The 15,469-nt window shown below is 43.1% G+C and carries 15 protein-coding genes; 10 read left to right on the top strand and 5 right to left on the bottom strand.

Features of this window, described 5'->3' with window-relative positions:
* The first annotated feature begins 38 nt into the window (after positions 1–38).
* The 6 genes from mnmM to ACZ49W_RS01705 all read left to right on the top strand — a co-directional run bounded on the left by mnmM (position 39) and on the right by ACZ49W_RS01705 (position 6,608).
* Positions 39–578: a tRNA 5-(aminomethyl)-2-thiouridylate-methyltransferase MnmM gene (mnmM, locus tag ACZ49W_RS01680; protein ID WP_464813616.1), complete on the top strand. Its 540-nt coding sequence runs from the start codon at positions 39–41 to the stop codon at positions 576–578.
* A gap of 25 nt (positions 579–603) precedes the next feature.
* The gene (locus ACZ49W_RS01685) at positions 604–861 is read left to right on the top strand and encodes a hypothetical protein (RefSeq protein WP_464813617.1); all 258 of its coding nucleotides are present in this window, start codon (positions 604–606) and stop codon (positions 859–861) included.
* An 11-nt stretch (positions 862–872) separates the two neighbouring features.
* Positions 873–2,960 (top strand): cation:proton antiporter, encoded by a 2,088-nt coding sequence (locus tag ACZ49W_RS01690; RefSeq protein WP_464813618.1) that lies wholly within the window; start codon positions 873–875, stop codon positions 2,958–2,960.
* A 95-nt stretch (positions 2,961–3,055) separates the two neighbouring features.
* Entirely contained in the window at positions 3,056–4,387 is a 1,332-nt protein-coding gene (locus ACZ49W_RS01695) for a hemolysin family protein (RefSeq protein WP_464813619.1), read from the top strand.
* A 201-nt stretch (positions 4,388–4,588) separates the two neighbouring features.
* Positions 4,589–5,596 carry a hypothetical protein gene (locus ACZ49W_RS01700; protein WP_464813620.1) on the top strand — a complete coding sequence of 336 codons (1,008 nt, stop codon included), beginning with the start codon at positions 4,589–4,591 and terminating at the stop codon, positions 5,594–5,596.
* Positions 5,597–5,672: 76 nt separating this feature from the next.
* Positions 5,673–6,608, top strand: a complete 936-nt coding sequence (locus ACZ49W_RS01705) for a manganese-dependent inorganic pyrophosphatase (RefSeq protein ID WP_464813621.1) — start codon at positions 5,673–5,675, stop codon at positions 6,606–6,608.
* 57 nt (positions 6,609–6,665) lie between these two features.
* Here the strand turns inward: ACZ49W_RS01705 and ACZ49W_RS01710 are convergent, their stop codons facing one another.
* The 5 genes from ACZ49W_RS01710 to ACZ49W_RS01730 form a co-directional block, all read right to left on the bottom strand.
* The gene (locus ACZ49W_RS01710) at positions 6,666–7,658 is read right to left on the bottom strand and encodes an iron ABC transporter permease (protein ID WP_464813622.1); all 993 of its coding nucleotides are present in this window, start codon (positions 7,656–7,658) and stop codon (positions 6,666–6,668) included.
* A complete protein-coding gene (locus ACZ49W_RS01715; RefSeq protein ID WP_464813623.1) occupies positions 7,651–8,643 on the bottom strand; it encodes a FecCD family ABC transporter permease in 993 nt (330 codons plus the stop codon). Before ACZ49W_RS01715 ends, ACZ49W_RS01710 begins: the two co-directional genes overlap by 8 nt.
* The gene (locus ACZ49W_RS01720; RefSeq protein ID WP_464813624.1) at positions 8,640–9,584 is read right to left on the bottom strand and encodes an ABC transporter substrate-binding protein; all 945 of its coding nucleotides are present in this window, start codon (positions 9,582–9,584) and stop codon (positions 8,640–8,642) included. Before ACZ49W_RS01720 ends, ACZ49W_RS01715 begins: the two co-directional genes overlap by 4 nt.
* A 10-nt stretch (positions 9,585–9,594) precedes the next feature.
* Entirely contained in the window at positions 9,595–10,371 is a 777-nt protein-coding gene (locus ACZ49W_RS01725; protein WP_464813625.1) for an ABC transporter ATP-binding protein, read from the bottom strand.
* Positions 10,372–10,472: 101 nt separating this feature from the next.
* Positions 10,473–11,924 (bottom strand): UDP-N-acetylmuramoyl-L-alanyl-D-glutamate--L-lysine ligase, encoded by a 1,452-nt coding sequence (locus ACZ49W_RS01730; RefSeq protein WP_464813626.1) that lies wholly within the window; start codon positions 11,922–11,924, stop codon positions 10,473–10,475.
* An 89-nt stretch (positions 11,925–12,013) separates the two neighbouring features.
* Between ACZ49W_RS01730 and ACZ49W_RS01735 the strand changes: the two genes are divergently transcribed.
* The 4 genes from ACZ49W_RS01735 (at position 12,014) to ACZ49W_RS01750 (ending at position 15,467) form a co-directional block, all read left to right on the top strand.
* Positions 12,014–13,651, top strand: a complete 1,638-nt coding sequence (locus ACZ49W_RS01735) for a putative polysaccharide biosynthesis protein (protein ID WP_464813627.1) — start codon at positions 12,014–12,016, stop codon at positions 13,649–13,651.
* Positions 13,652–13,742: 91 nt separating this feature from the next.
* The gene (upp, locus tag ACZ49W_RS01740; protein WP_464813628.1) at positions 13,743–14,372 is read left to right on the top strand and encodes a uracil phosphoribosyltransferase; all 630 of its coding nucleotides are present in this window, start codon (positions 13,743–13,745) and stop codon (positions 14,370–14,372) included.
* A 131-nt stretch (positions 14,373–14,503) separates the two neighbouring features.
* Positions 14,504–15,094 carry an ATP-dependent Clp protease proteolytic subunit gene (locus tag ACZ49W_RS01745; RefSeq protein WP_464813629.1) on the top strand — a complete coding sequence of 197 codons (591 nt, stop codon included), beginning with the start codon at positions 14,504–14,506 and terminating at the stop codon, positions 15,092–15,094.
* 52 nt (positions 15,095–15,146) lie between these two features.
* A complete protein-coding gene (locus ACZ49W_RS01750) occupies positions 15,147–15,467 on the top strand; it encodes a DUF2129 domain-containing protein (protein ID WP_464813630.1) in 321 nt (106 codons plus the stop codon).
* The last annotated feature ends 2 nt before the right edge of the window (positions 15,468–15,469 follow it).

The following is a 15,469-nucleotide window of genomic DNA, read 5'->3' on the forward strand; positions in this document are numbered from 1 at the left end:
GTAAAATAAGAGGATACCATTGTAGAGGAAAGAAAAACATGAAAAAGCCATTAGAGCTAGCCCATGACTTTTTAGCAGAGGTGCTAACCCCAACTAGCATTGCTCTTGATGCAACGATGGGAAAGGGATATGACACCCTGTTTTTAGCCAAAAGAGCTAAAGAAGTTTATGCCTTTGACATTCAAAAAGAGGCACTCGTTGCCACCCAAAAACGTTTAGATGAGGCAAAAGTCTTCAATGTTCGTCTCATTTTAGACAGCCATAGCCATCTTTTTCACTATGTAGATAAGGTGGACGTTGCTATTTTTAATTTGGGCTATTTACCAGGAGGTGACAAGGAGATTATCACCCAACCAGATACGACCTTATCAGCTCTAGACCAAATTTTGTCTTGTTTATCGCCTAAAGGGCGTGTAGCGCTTATGATCTACTACGGACATAAAGGGGGGCTGGAGGAAAAACATGCCCTTCTAGAAGCCGTCTCAAGCCTACCACAGACCGCTTATACGGTCATGTCTTATCAGGCGCTAAATCAAGTGAACCATCCCCCTTTTTTGATTATGATCGAAAAACACTAAACAGAAATAGATAGAGGAAAAACTGATGAATCATCAACAAATGAGTGAAAAATTAGCAAAAATGAGCGAAAAATTTTTATCTAGCAACAAATCATTTCAAGATTATAGTCATTTGGAATATAGCCGAAAGATGAATCGTATCAAGAAAAAATTAGTCAATCTCGAGATGGAACGTTGTCAACGTAAGCTCGAACATAAGGATGTCACCAGTATTGAAAAGAAAATTGAAAAGCAAAAATCCTTATTTGCGGCTTGTAGTAGCCAGTGTAGCGTGAAGAAATAAGGAGGGCTATTTTGCATCTGTCGATTTTTCTGATTATTTTTTTATTTGCGGTCATTTTGTCTAATGTCATTAATCGGATGTTTCCCAAAATTCCCCTCCCCTTGATTCAGATTGTTTTAGGGGGCTTGATTGGTATTTGGGGGCAAGAGGATCTCTTTACCCTTAATTCAGAATTGTTTTTGGCCTTTGTCATTGCTCCTTTGCTGTTTCGTGAGGGGCAAGAAAGTGACATCACCAACGTTCTTCGTCACTGGAAGATTATTGCCTTTTTGATTTTCCCTGTTGTTTTTGTAACGACCTTGGCGATTGGGTATGTTACGCATAATATGTTTCTTGGGACCATTCCTTTGGCGGCTTGTTTTGCCTTGGGAGCGGCACTTGGTCCCACGGATTTGGTGGCGTTTGCGGCTCTTTCCAAACGCTTTAGCTTTCCAAAGCAGGCTGAGAATATTCTGCAAGGAGAAGGTCTTTTAAATGACGCAAGTGGTCTTGTTTCGTTTCAGTTTGCAGTAGCTGCTTTAACGACAGGGGTATTCTCCCTAAGAGAAGCCAGCTTAAGTCTGATGATTTCCTTGATTGGCGGTCTTTTGGTCGGTCTTTTGGTCACCTTTTTAAATCGTTTAATGCTATCGATTTTAGACCACATGGGGGCGTCTGACACGACAGGAAGTCTATTGTTGGAGTTGGCTTTGCCTCTTGTTTCCTACTTTATTGCAGAAGAAATTCATGTGTCTGGGATTATTGCGGTCGTAGTCGCTGGAATTGGTCAGGCCAGTCGTTTTAAAAAGATTACGATTTTTGATGCTGAGGTAGATAAGACTAGTGATTCCGTCTGGCACATGATTACCTTTTTATTAAACGGGGCGGTCTTTATCCTTTTGGGAGATCAGTTGGTATCACTAGCAGATCCTGTTCTCAAGGCGATTGAAATCGATAATGGTCGGATTTTCCTTATCATTTTAGTGGTGACCTTGACCCTTTTTGCCACTCGCTTTTTCATGATTTTTACTTTTATGTTTTTACGTTTGTGGCGCTTGAAAAAGAAAATCAGTCCTTATTTTAAAAATATCCTTCTTTTGACTTTTTCAGGAGTTAAGGGGACGGTTTCCATTGCCACTATTTTACTCCTTCCAGCTGCGACCAGTCTAAAATACAGCCAGCTACTCTTTATTGCATCTGGTGTGACGGCTCTTAGCTTTTTAATTGGGATTCTTATCCTACCTCGTTTGGCTGGAAAACCAGTTGCCAAGGAGGGAAATTACGCCCAGATCGGTATCCTTAACGATGTGATTGCAGAGCTTGAAAATGATCTCAAAATCAGTAAGAAAAAAGTCGCGATTTATAATGCGATTGACCAGTACAATCAGCGGGTCGAAGATTTGATTTTGGACCAAGAGTCTAATGAGGTGAAAACCGAACTTGCCATGATTCGTCTCATGATTATTGGAATTGAAAATGAAGGCTTAGAACATGCTTTTGCCAAAGGGCAGATTTCCCTAGAAGAATATCGTCTCTATCAGCGTTATATCAAGGCTATGGAGCGCCAAGTCCCAAGAGATCTCATGTCCACTATTCGTTATGGAATACTCGTTCTTTTACGGGTGTTGAGAACTGTTTTGCATGAAATTGTGACCTTTGGATCTGGAATCCGGAAAAATATTCGTCATCAAAAAAACCAAAAATTCCGCATTACTGATGCCACCAGAGAACATCTTGAAGAGCTCTATCTATCGAATACTGAGGATGTTTTGGAGGCACTAGACGATATTGAAGGAATTTACAATATGACCTTGATTGAGTACCTCAAGCGTTCACGTCTGCGTGAGGCAGAAATCATCCAGTCTGGTTATTTCTTTGAACGGGTGATTGCACGCTTGACCCCAAACAATGTCGAAGAGTTGCTCAGAGGCTATTATTTGGAGCGCAAATTTATCTTTGAGTATGAAGAAGCAGGAATCATCAGCAAGCGCATGGCTAAAGAACTCCGAAAAGAGGTCAATAGCTTGGAGGATTATGCCTTTAAAGAATCAGCCAATACCCTTCCTTATGACATCGTTAATTTACGTCGAAACCAAATGAGGCAAGCAACAAAAAGCTAAGCTTTATGAGAAAATATTGCCTAATCTCTAGCCCAATAGCTGTGGAATATGGTATAATAAAGCCACTAAACCATAAAAACGAGGAGACAAACTAAATGGAAGACCCTAGCAGTCAGTCCTTGCTTATACAATTTTTACTCTTATTACTTTTAACCTTATTAAACGGCTTTTTCTCAGCCAGTGAGATGGCCTTGGTTTCTTTAAACCGTTCACGTGTGGAGCAAAAGGCCCAAGAGGGCGATAAACGCTTTATCCGTCTTTTGAAGGTTTTGGAAAACCCAAATCATTTCTTATCCACCATTCAGGTCGGAATTACCGTGTTGACCCTCCTTTCAGGGGCTAGTTTTGCAGACTCTTTGGGCGATGAGATTGCCCGTTGGATGGGAAATGGTGCGACCGCCAAGACCCTTGGTGACGTGATTGCCCTAGTTTTTTTGACCTATATTTCCATTGTCGTGGGCGAGCTTTATCCAAAGCGTATCGCCATGAACCTAAAGGAAAATTTAGCTGTTATTTCAGCACCAATTATTGTCTTTTTAGGCAAGATTGTTAGTCCTTTTGTCTGGCTCTTGTCTGCTTCGACTAATTTGCTTAGTCGCATCACACCGGTTAAGTTTGATGATGCAGATGAGCGCATGACCAGAGATGAGATTGAGTATTTGCTCACCAATAGTGAAGAAACGCTGGATGCTGAAGAAATCGGCATGCTTCAAGGGATCTTCTCATTAGATGAGCGCATGGCAAGAGAGGTCATGGTGCCAAGGACAGATGCCTTTATGGTGGATATCAATGATGATGTCAAAGACATCATGAAAAGCATCATGAGGGAAAATTACTCGCGTATTCCCGTTTATGACGATGACCGAGATAAGGTCATTGGCTTGATTCACACCAAGCGGATTTTAAACAGTGCCTTTGAGGATGGTTTTGACCAGCTCAATTTACGCCGTATCATGCAAGAGCCTCTCTTTGTACCAGAGACCATCTTTATCGATGATCTCTTGAGTGCTCTTAGAAATACGCAAAATCAGATGGCTATTCTCCTAGATGAGTACGGAGGGGTGGCAGGTCTTGTGACCCTTGAGGATTTGCTTGAGGAGATTGTCGGAGAGATTGACGATGAAACAGACAAGGCTGCTCAAGAAGTGAGAGAGATTGCAGAGGACACCTATATTGTCCTTGGGACCATGACCCTCAATGATTTTAATGAGTATTTTGACTGTGAGCTAGAAAGTGACGATGTGGATACCATCGCAGGCTTTTACTTGGCTGGGATTGGTACCATTCCAAGTCAAGAGGTTAAAGAAAGCTATACTGTTGAGAGTCATCAGCAGGCCTTTCGTTTGATTAACGACAAGGTTAAAGACGGTCGAGTGGTCAAACTCAAAGTGATTCGCACCAAACTTGAAGAAACGCAAGAAGCGTAAAACTGGAGGATTGTTCCTCCAGTTTTTGTTTTCCCAAAACAGGAGCTTTAGGCTTTTCTAAGAGGAAGTTAAGAATTAGTTAAGAAGTGGCTTACATTTGACTTATGTCCTTTTGCTATACTAAGAATATAGTTATTTAAGTTGCTTTTAGGACGAGGTAACCTAAATGACCATATCTTATCAGAAATAGAGGATATTTATATGACAACGAAAACAAGATGGACAAAGCAATGTGTAACAACCCTACTAGCAAGCGGTTTGCTCTTTACCTTGGCACAAGGCTATACTGCCTCCGCAGATACCTTTTATCAAGCTCAACCCAGACAAGCAGCTTTGTCTGATGACGAGATTTTTGAACGTGCGCAACACGTGGATCTTCCAGCTTATCTAACGGGTTCGTCAGCTTTTGGTGCAACGTCTGAGCATTTGCAAAAAGACTATGAAGGTGAAGCTTCTCAAGAAGCGCAAGGTTCAGCCTACTCAAGCTTGTCTGATGATGAGATTTTTGAGCGTGCGCAACATGCAAATCTTCCAGCATATCTGACTGGTTCATCAGCTTTTGGTGCGACTTCTGAACACTTGGGAGGTCATTTTGACGCGCCAGCTGTGGTTGAGCCACAAGCGTCCTCTCAAGCAGCTTTGTCTGATGATGAGATTTTTGAACGTGCGCAACACATGGATCTTCCAGATTATTTGAGCAGCTCTGCTTTTGGAGCAACCTCTGAGCATTTGCAAAAAGACTATGCAGGTGGCACTTCTTTATCCCAAGGTGCAGCTTATGATAGCTTATCCGATGAAGAGATTTTTGAACGCGCGCAACATGCGGATTTACCAGATTATTTGAGTGGTTCTGCCTTTGGAGCGACTTCTGAACACTTGGGAGGACGTTTTGAGGCTCCCGCTGAATCTGATGCGTCTGTCACTCCTCAAGCCCTATCCTCCGATGATGAAATCTTTGAACGTGCACAGCATGCTGACCTTCCAGATTATTTGAGCAGCTCTGCTTTTGGAGCTACCTCTGAAAACTTAGAGAGGGACTATGATTCTGAGGCTTTCTATGCACCTAGTCAAGCACCGACTTACTCTACCTTGTCAGACGATGAGATTTTCGAGCGTGCGCAACACGTGGATCTTCCAGATTATTTGAGTGCGTCACCTTATAGCATCCTTTCTCAACATCTTTTCTTATCTTACTTTGGACGTTACTAAGAGGCATAGTCTCTTTTGCGACTTTGGTGAAAATTTGGTATAATAAAGGGAACTATTTAGCAAAAGGGGAAAATCTATGTCAACATTCTTAGTTTTTGGTCATCAAAATCCAGATACTGATGCTATCGCTTCATCTTATGGTTGGGCTTACTTGGAGCGTGAAGCTTTTGGTCGTGATGCCGAAGCGGTCATCTTGGGAGAGCCCAATGAAGAAACAGCCTTTGTTTTGGACTACTTTGGTGTTAAGGCACCGCGTGTGGTCACATCTGCTAAGGAAGAAGGGGTTAGCCAAGTTATCCTAACAGACCACAATGAAGCGCAACAATCGATTTCAGACATCAAAGACGTGGAAGTGGTTGCGGTGATTGATCATCACCGTGTCGCGAATTTTGAGACAGCCAACCCACTTTACATGCGCGTTGAGCCTGTTGGGTCAGCGAGCTCAATTGTTTACCGTGCTTTCAAGGAAAATGGAGTCGCTGTTCCTAAAGAGATTGCTGGACTCTTGTTGTCTGGTTTGATTTCAGATACGCTTTTGCTCAAATCACCAACCACCCACGCTAGCGATCCACAAGTGGCAAAAGAATTGGCAGAGTTGGCAGGTGTTGATCTAGAAACTTACGGTCTTGAGATGCTAAAAGCAGGTACCAACTTGGCAAGCAAGTCAGCGGATGAATTGATTGACATTGATGCCAAAACCTTTGAATTAAATGGTAACAAGGTGCGTGTGGCGCAGGTCAATACCGTGGACATCAAAGAAGTCCTCACGCGTCAAGCCGAGCTAGAAGCAGCCATGACCAAGGCTATGGAAGAAAATGGTTACTCTGATTTTGTCTTGATGATTACGGATATTTTGGAATCTAATTCTGAAATCTTGGCGCTTGGAAGCCACATGGACAAGGTAGAAAAAGCCTTTAACTTTACGCTAGAGGACAATCACGCCTTCTTACCAGGGGCAGTATCACGCAAGAAGCAAGTGGTGCCACAACTCACTGAAAGCTTCAATGCTTAATCGATAAAAAAGGGCCTAGGATTTGATTTCCTAGGCTTTTTTGCTTGTGGGAGCTGTTTACTTTTTGGCATCAAAAAGTACCAAGGTCAGATAAGGTAGGCTGATCAGCGCCACTAAAATACCAGTGGGCAGGCTAAGGATAGCCAGTAAGGAACGGTTGAGCGTGTCAGTTAATAAGAGTAGCAACATTCCCAAAAGACTACTGACTGGAATGAGGTGAGCGTGCTTGACGCCACTTAATTGTCTAGCGAGGTGGGCTGAAAGAAAACCAATAAAGCTGATGTTTCCAACCAAAATAACGCCAATTCCGGTTAAAAGACTAGCCAGCAATAGCTCAATCAAGCGTTCTTTTTGGAGATTTAGTCCAAGAGCTATGGCGGATTGGTCATTGAGCCAGAGGAGGTTGAGTGAGGTATGCCGTTTATAGACCAATAAACTGACGCCAATCAAAAGCGGAAAAGTAAGCAGCAAGGTTTCCCATCTGTCTCCTGTAATCGTGCCTCCCAGCCAAGAGAGGATATAGTCTAACTTAAAACGGTCTGTTTGACTGATGAGGGCGACCATGACACTCGTTGAAAGACTGGTGACACCAAGCCCACTGATGATAAGAAGGCTAGGATTGATCCGATAATGGGAACCAAGGGAGAACAGATAGACGCTAAAGATACTGATGGCAGCACCACTACTGGTCAATAAGGGAAGAAAAAGAGGACTATTGGACTGGTCCATCCATCCAAAACTAAGGGCAAGGGCAAGAGCTAATCCAGCTCCACTATTGGCACTCAAGGTGCTGGAGTCTGCAAGGGGATTGCGTGTGAGGGTTTGAAGAATTAAACCAGAAAGCCCCAGTGCCCATCCGCCTAAGATGCTAGCAAGAAGACGTGGTAGGCGGATTTCCCAAAGGAGAAAATACTCGCCTTGGTTGGGATTAGAGAGATTCCTCCATAGCTGAGTGGGGGAAAGGCTAGGTGTCCCAAGGCATAAGGCCATCACAAAGCTAATCAAAAGAAGAAAAAGGAGTCCTAACATCAGGTGTTTGCATTTAGTCATAGAAACGACCTCCTTTTTTCTTGAGCAGGATGAGAAAGAGCGGTAAACCAATCAGACTGGTGAGCAAGTTAAGAGACAACTCACTAGGGGCTGCTAGGGTGCGGCTAAGAAGGTCAGCCAGAAGGAGAAAATCCCCTCCAAATAAGATGACAAGTAAGCAAAATAGACGCGAGATGCCCCTTGTGAAAGGTCTTAGAAAATGCGGCACAATCAACCCGATAAATCCGATATTGCCAGCAATCGCCACACTTGAAGCAGCTAAAATCAAGACCAAAATCAAGAAAAAAAGTTGACTCCCAAAAATATTGACCCCCAAAGCCCGTAAAAGAAGAGGGTCAAGGTTGAGAAGAGCCAGCCGCTTGGCAAATAAGAGACCAAGCGTCAAACCAAGGAGAAAAAAGGGAGCTGTGGTTTTTAGCATGGCCCAATTAACCGCTGAAAAACTGCTGGCTTCTAGGCTTAAAAGGCTAGCGGAGAGCTTGAAAGTAACCGCAAGAACCTGCGTTAAGGTGGACAAAAAAGCACTCAAGATACTCCCAATCAAAATCAAACGAAGAGAGTGGTGTGTTTTCCTTCCATAAGTCAACCCTAGCGTAAAGCAGGCAGCCAAGCTAGATCCCAGAAGGGAAAAGAGGAGTAAGACCTGATAGTGCAGAGAAGGGGAAAATAAAATAGCTAAGGTCAAAGCTAAACTCGCTCCAGATTGGATACCTAGTAGGCTAGTGTCTGCAACGGGGTTTCTGGTCAAGCTTTGGATCATGCTGCCAGAAAAAGCAAGGCTTGCTCCAACGAGAAAGACAGCTAAAATGCGGGGAATTCTCGCCTCCCACAAGACAGTATTTTTGTGAAAAAAGCCTGCTATCAGCTCATGGTGAGAAAAAGAGATGGCACCAAACCGCAAGCTCATGTAACAAAGGAGGACAAAGAGGGCTAATCCTAAAAAAAGAAGCCAATAAGAGATTGGCTTTTGTTGAGATAAGGTCATGATTTTTTCGTTTTTTGTTTACTATTTTGTGTCATAAGGGCTTTTTGCAAGGTTTCTAGCTGATAATCCAAGGATTTTGGATCGGTAAAGGTGAAACTGTCGGCTTGTACCCGAATGGCATGATTCTTTTGAACAGCTGGAATGGCTTGCCAGAGAGAACTTTCATAAAGACTGGAGTTGGTTTGGCTATTGTCCGCAGTGACGATGACATAGTCGCCGATGTAGTCCGCAAGGACCTCTTTTGAAATAGACAAGTAGCCTTTAGGAAAGACTTCTTGGGCCACCTTTTCAGGTGCTTTAAATCCGAGGGACTTGTAAATGATTTCTCCTGCGTGCCCCCAATTATCTCCAAAGAGGTAGAGGTCTTTTTCGGTTAGACCAAGAATGGTGAAAGTCGCATTTTTACCAAGGGCATCATCTAGATTGGTCTTGGTTTCTGCAATCTTAGCATCCCAAGATTTGCGCCAAGCGGTAGCTTCTTTTTCTTTATCAAAGAGTTTTCCGAAATCATCAACCAACTGGAGGTAGTCACGTTTTCCGTATTCAATCGAGATGACCGGTGCGATTTTCTTGAGTTGGTCAATATTGTCTTCGTTAGAGCCAATGATAATCACATCGGGCTTTTGGCTAGAGATGGTTTCAAGGTCTTTAGGCATAGCCTGTTTGACCTTTTTCAAATCCTCTTTGAAAACAGGGTTATCCTTGTCGTAGGTCGTTGCCGTCACAAGAGGAAGATCCAGCTGAAGCAGATAGCCAGTGTAGCTGGCATTGAGACTAGCAATCCGTTTGGGATGTTGGGGGATGTTACCATAGTAGGTAAAGCCCTCAATTTTTGGTGCTTGATAGCTCGTTTGACTGGTTTTGGTCTCTTTGGTTTGACCGCAAGCAGCCAACAAGACCACCAAAAGCAATGAGCTAACGAGGTAGAGTAATTTTTTCATAAGACCTCCTTTATGGTAAATGATAACTAAGTAACGTCGGCAGCTTTGTCTTTGGATCGATGACGAGCTGAGGGTCAATATCAAAGACATGACCAAGCACCGTTTCTTGCATAATGTCTTTGACTGTTCCTGTCTGATAGAGACGCCCATCTTTCATTGCGACCAACTGGTCTGAATAACGAGCAGCCAGATTGATGTCGTGCAGCACCATGACAATGGTTTTTTTCTCACTGAGATTAATCTCTTTTAAGAGCTCAAGAATTGTCAGCTGATGGGTCAAATCCAGATAAGTGGTCGGCTCATCCAAGAAAATGATGTCTGTGTCCTGAGCCAAAGTCATGGCGATAAAGACACGCTGCCTTTCCCCGCCTGAGAGTTGTGACAGAGGAAGATTGGCATAAGCAACCGTCTGGGTCTTTTCCATAGCCCAGTAAATTTTTTCCCGATCCATAGAAGATAAGCCTAAAAAGGCTTTTTGGTGGGGAAAACGCCCATAAGAGATGAAATCATAGACACTGACCCCATCTGGAGCGAGGATGTGCTGTGGCAAAAAAGCCACACGCTTTGCCACCTGCTTGGTCGAAAGGTGATGAATGGACTCCTGACCAAGAAGAACTTCTCCCTTGCTAAGAGGGAGAAGGCGACAAAGGCACTTGAGTAGGGTTGATTTTCCGCAACCGTTTTTGCCGATAATGGTTGTGATTCTCTCAGGTAAAATATCAAGGCTAAGATCACGCAGAACAAGCCTTTTGTCATAGCTTACGTCGATCTGCTTGGCTGAAATCATCCTATCCTCTCCTTTTAGCCTTATTATATCATAGATTTCTCAAGAAACCGCTAACTTTTGATATATTGGAATGGTTCTTGAGAAAATGAAGGTGTTTTTTTCTAGTCTAAGTAAGCCTTAGCGACGGCTAAATCTCCCGGATAAGGCGTTCTTTCGCCATTGACGATTTGGTAAGCGTCAGCCCCTTTTCCAGCGATGATGACAGCATCACTGACTTTTTGGGTGCCTTCTAGAGCTGTTTTGATGGCAAGCTCACGGTCCACTTCGATGTGGACAGGGCGCTCAATATAGCTAGCAATTTCTTCTGCGATAGCCCTAGGGTCTTCAAAATTCGGATCATCAGTGGTTAAAATGACCTCAAGGTCTGGGTAGTGATTGAGTAACTCGCCAAAGTCCTTGCGCCTGCTTTCTCCCTTGTTTCCAGTTGAGCCAAGAATCAAGATAATCTTGCCAGTCTGGTGGGTTTTTACCACTTCAATCAATTTTTCGACACTGTCTTTATTGTGGGCATAATCCACAAAGACCTTGGCACCATTTGATTGCGTGAGGACTTCCATGCGCCCAGGGACGCGGGTGTCTTTGATGCCTTGGTAAATATCAGTAAGACTAGCTCCTAGCTGTAAACAAGCTAAACCAGCAGCGAGAGCATTTTCTTGGTTGAAATGCCCAATCAACTCTAGGTCATAGTCGCCTTCTAATTGCCCTGTAAAGTGGCAAGAAAAGGCTTGACTGTTTGTGATACTGTTATTGAGATGGCTGCCATAAAGGGCATGTGGCAGGTCTTTAATCTGTTCTAAGATGAGGTTGGCATGTTGCATGTTTTGGTTAGCTACCACATAACGGCTATGGTTGAGGAGTTGGCGCTTGTGGTAAAAATAATCCTCGAAGGTTGGGTGCTCAATAGGGCCGATGTGATCGGGACTGATATTGAGAAAAACGCCCACATCAAAGGTTAGCCCGTAAACCCTTTTGACCAAATAGGCTTGGCTAGAAACCTCCATGATGAGGTGGGTCATGCCATTTTGAACGGCTTGAGCCATCATGGCAAAGAGATCAAGGCTCTCAGGTGTGGTCAGTTTTGACTTGGTAAAATGAATGCCATCAAGTGTCGTGTTCATCGTGGAAAGAAGGGCGGGCTTGTGGCTTTGCTTCAAAATATGATAGGCAAAGTAAGCGGCAGTGGTTTTTCCCTTTGTTCCTGTAATCCCAAGGAGTTTTAGTTGATTTTGCGGATGACCGTAAAACTCCATGGCAATAAGGCTCATGGCTTGTTTGATGTCATTGACCAAAATGGCAGGAATACCGACTTCATAGTCCACTTGGCTGATATAAAAGGCCAGTCCTTTTTGAATGGCATCTTCTAAAAAGGCTTTTTTAAACGAAGCTCCCTTTGCAAAAAAGAGCGTGTCTTTATCGACCTCTCTACTATCGTAGCTGAGTTTTTGAAAGGAGGGATTTTGGTCATAGGTTAAGGTGTAGTGTCCATTTAGTGCGATCTCTCTAAAATTGTGATCGGCTTTTAGGATGTCTAAAATAGTATTTAAGCTTATCATACTTCTTATTTTAGCCCTAATGTTCTTGTTTTACAAGTCAAAAAGAAAAGTTTATAATGATTTTATTGATTACTGTGAAAGAGTGAACCATGTCTGTAAAAAATGAAACCTTAAATCAGCAGCAGCAGCTCGTTCGAGGAACTGCTTGGCTGACTGCCAGCAATTTTATCAGCCGCTTATTGGGGGCTGTTTACATCATTCCTTGGTATGCTTGGATGGGCAAATACGGCCCTGAGGCCAATGCTCTTTTTGGGATGGGCTATGAGATTTACGCCCTCTTTTTGTTGATTTCAACCGTTGGTGTCCCTGTTGCAGTCGCAAAGCAAGTGGCTAAGTACAATGCGCTTGGAAAGCGCGAGACTAGTTTTTACCTGGTCAAGCAAATGTTGTATTTCACCCTGTTTTTGGGCGTGGTGTTTGCTGGCATTTTGTATTTGGGAGCGCCTTTATTTTCCGATATGAGTGGTGGTGGGAGTGAACTGGTTCCTGTCCTACGTAGCTTGACCTTGGCGGTTTTGGTCTTTCCTGCTATGAGTGTCTTGCGGGGATTTTTCCAAGGCTTTAACCAACTGCATCCAAGTGCAGTGAGTCAGGTTTCTGAACAGTTGATTCGTGTTATCTGGATGTTAGTGACTGCCTTTTTCATTATGAAAATGGGGTCAAAAAACTATGTGGAAGCCGTCACCCAATCCACTTTTGCAGCCTTTGTCGGTATGCTGGCTAGTCTTTTGACCCTCTTTTATTTTTTGTGGAAAGAAGGCATGTTACAGGCTCTCTTTCAAGCAAAGGATGCGTCCGGTCAAGTCAATACCCGATTAGTCATCATTGAAACGGTGAAAGAGGCGCTACCTTTTATCATCACAGGATCAGCTATCCAGTTGTTTCGGTTGATTGACCAAGCGACTTATATCAATACCATGTCAGGTTTTACCTCTTATACCAAGCAGGAGTTGAGCGTTCAGTTTGCTTATTTTGCCTCTAACCCAGGAAAACTGACCATGATTATTGTTGCAGTCGCAGGCTCTATCAGTGCGACCTCAATTCCTCTTTTAACAGAGAATTTCATCAAAAAAGACTATAAAGCGTCAGCGCGTTTGGTGATTGATAACTTGGTCATGCTTGGGAGCTTTTTACTTCCGGTTGTTGTTGGGGCTTTGATGCTGGTTCACCCCTTATATGTCGTCTTTTATGGGGCAGCCGATTCGCTAGCGGTAGATTTGCTCTCGGCTTCCTTGATACAGACCATTTTTCTTTCCCTTTACATGGTGTTGACTCCGATTTTGCAGTCTTTATTTGAAAACCGTCAGGTCATGCTGTATTTCCTTTATGGGCTAATCATTAAGGTTATTTTACAGATTCCTTTTATCTATTTCTTCCATGCTTATGGTCCGATTTATTCGACCAATATCGCACTTTTGGTTTCCATTGTCTTGAGTTATCGGAGGATTCAAGTTGTGACTCACTTCAATCGTCAAGTGGTTTACAAACGCTTGCTGTTGATTGCTCTTTTAACTCTCTTTATGGCATTGGGAGTAGGGCTTGTGATGTTCTTGCTCCATTTTATCATTCAACCACAAGGGCGCTTGATGAACTTCCTTTATCTAGCTCTGGTCGGTTCGGTTGGTGTCTTGATTTATGCTTACTTTAGCCTTAGAACCGGTCTTTTGGATAAGTTTATTGGAAAAAATAGGGCAAACGAATGGCGCCAAAAAGCAAAGATAGGGTAAAAAACTAAAAAATCTGCTCTTTTTGGCAGATTTTTTTTGTGGATTATGCTATAATATCTAGTTAGAAAAATATAGAAGGTGGTCTTTTCTCATGGGAAATTTTCAAGTTATCTCACATCCATTGATTCAACACAAATTGTCCATTTTACGTCGCACCAGCACATCAACCAAAGATTTTAGAGAATTGGTTAATGAAATTGCTATGCTAATGGGTTATGAAGTTTCCCGTGATCTTCCTTTGGAGGACGTGGAGATTGAAACACCAATCACAAAGACAGTGCAAAAACAATTGGCTGGTAAAAAACTCGCCATTGTTCCGATCCTTCGTGCAGGGATTGGGATGGTCGATGGTCTTCTTAGCCTTGTTCCAGCGGCTAAAGTGGGTCACATCGGAATGTATCGTGATGAAGAAACGCTTGAGCCAGTGGAGTATTTGGTCAAACTACCAGATGATATCGATCAACGCCAAATTTTCTTGGTGGATCCAATGCTAGCAACAGGTGGTTCTGCTATTTTGGCGGTTGATTCCCTTAAAAAACGCGGGGCGACCAACATCAAGTTTGTCTGCCTTGTTGCAGCACCAGAAGGAGTGAAAAAGCTGCAAGAAGCTCACCCAGATGTGGATATCTACACCGCTGCACTTGATGAAAAACTCAACGAACACGGCTACATTGTGCCAGGTCTCGGAGATGCTGGGGATCGTCTTTTTGGAACCAAATAAGATACGAAAGGAGACTGGGGCAGACCTCAATCTCCCTTCTTTTTGAGTTTTTTATTTGACCTTAGTTGACCAATAAGGTATAATGAACCAATAGATTAGAAAAGGTCACAGAACCTGAAAGGAGAATATTTATGATTCCAGTAGTCATTGAACAAACTAGCAGAGGCGAGCGCTCTTATGACATTTACTCTCGTCTGTTAAAAGACCGTATCATCATGTTGACAGGCCCTGTTGAGGACAATATGGCCAATTCCATCATTGCCCAGCTCCTCTTTTTGGACGCACAGGATAACACCAAGGACATCTACCTTTATGTCAATACCCCAGGTGGTTCTGTTTCAGCAGGTCTTGCCATTGTGGATACCATGAACTTTATCAAATCTGATGTGCAAACCATCGTTATGGGTGTGGCAGCTTCTATGGGAACAGTCATCGCTTCAAGCGGTGCTAAAGGCAAACGCTTCATGCTTCCTAATGCGGAATACATGATCCACCAACCTATGGGTGGCACAGGTGGCGGTACGCAACAAACCGATATGGCGATTGCAGCAGAACACCTTCTTAAAACCAGAAATAACCTTGAGCAGATTTTAGCAGACAATTCTGGTCGAACAGTCGAAGAGGTGCACCGTGATGCTGAGCGTGACAAGTGGATGAGCGCCCAAGAAACACTTGAGTATGGATTCATTGATGAAATCATGACGAACAACGACCTCAAATAGTTATCAAGAAAGGGACTAGACGTTTAGTCTCTTTTTTATTATAATCTTATTTATGGATAAAAAAGAAGAATTTCAGATACCGAGTCGTCTTGGTTTGGTGATTTATTTGTATTACAACCGAGATGCGAAAAAGTTAGTCAAATTAGGGGATCTGGTCTATCACTCAAAAAAGATGCGCTATGTCATGCTTTATATCGATCAAGATCAAGAAACAACCATTCTTGCGCAACTAAACCGTCTTAAGTATGTCAAGGAGGTAAAACGCTCACCTCTGCTGGCTATGGAGCACCAATTTGTGGGCACTTTGCAAGATAAAACTGTTTTCATTGAGGATTCAGCATCTTTTTTAGAAAAAAGTGAAAAAATGGGTTGACA

The sequence above is a fragment of the Streptococcus sp. STR1/CE/0325 genome (assembly GCF_055386095.1).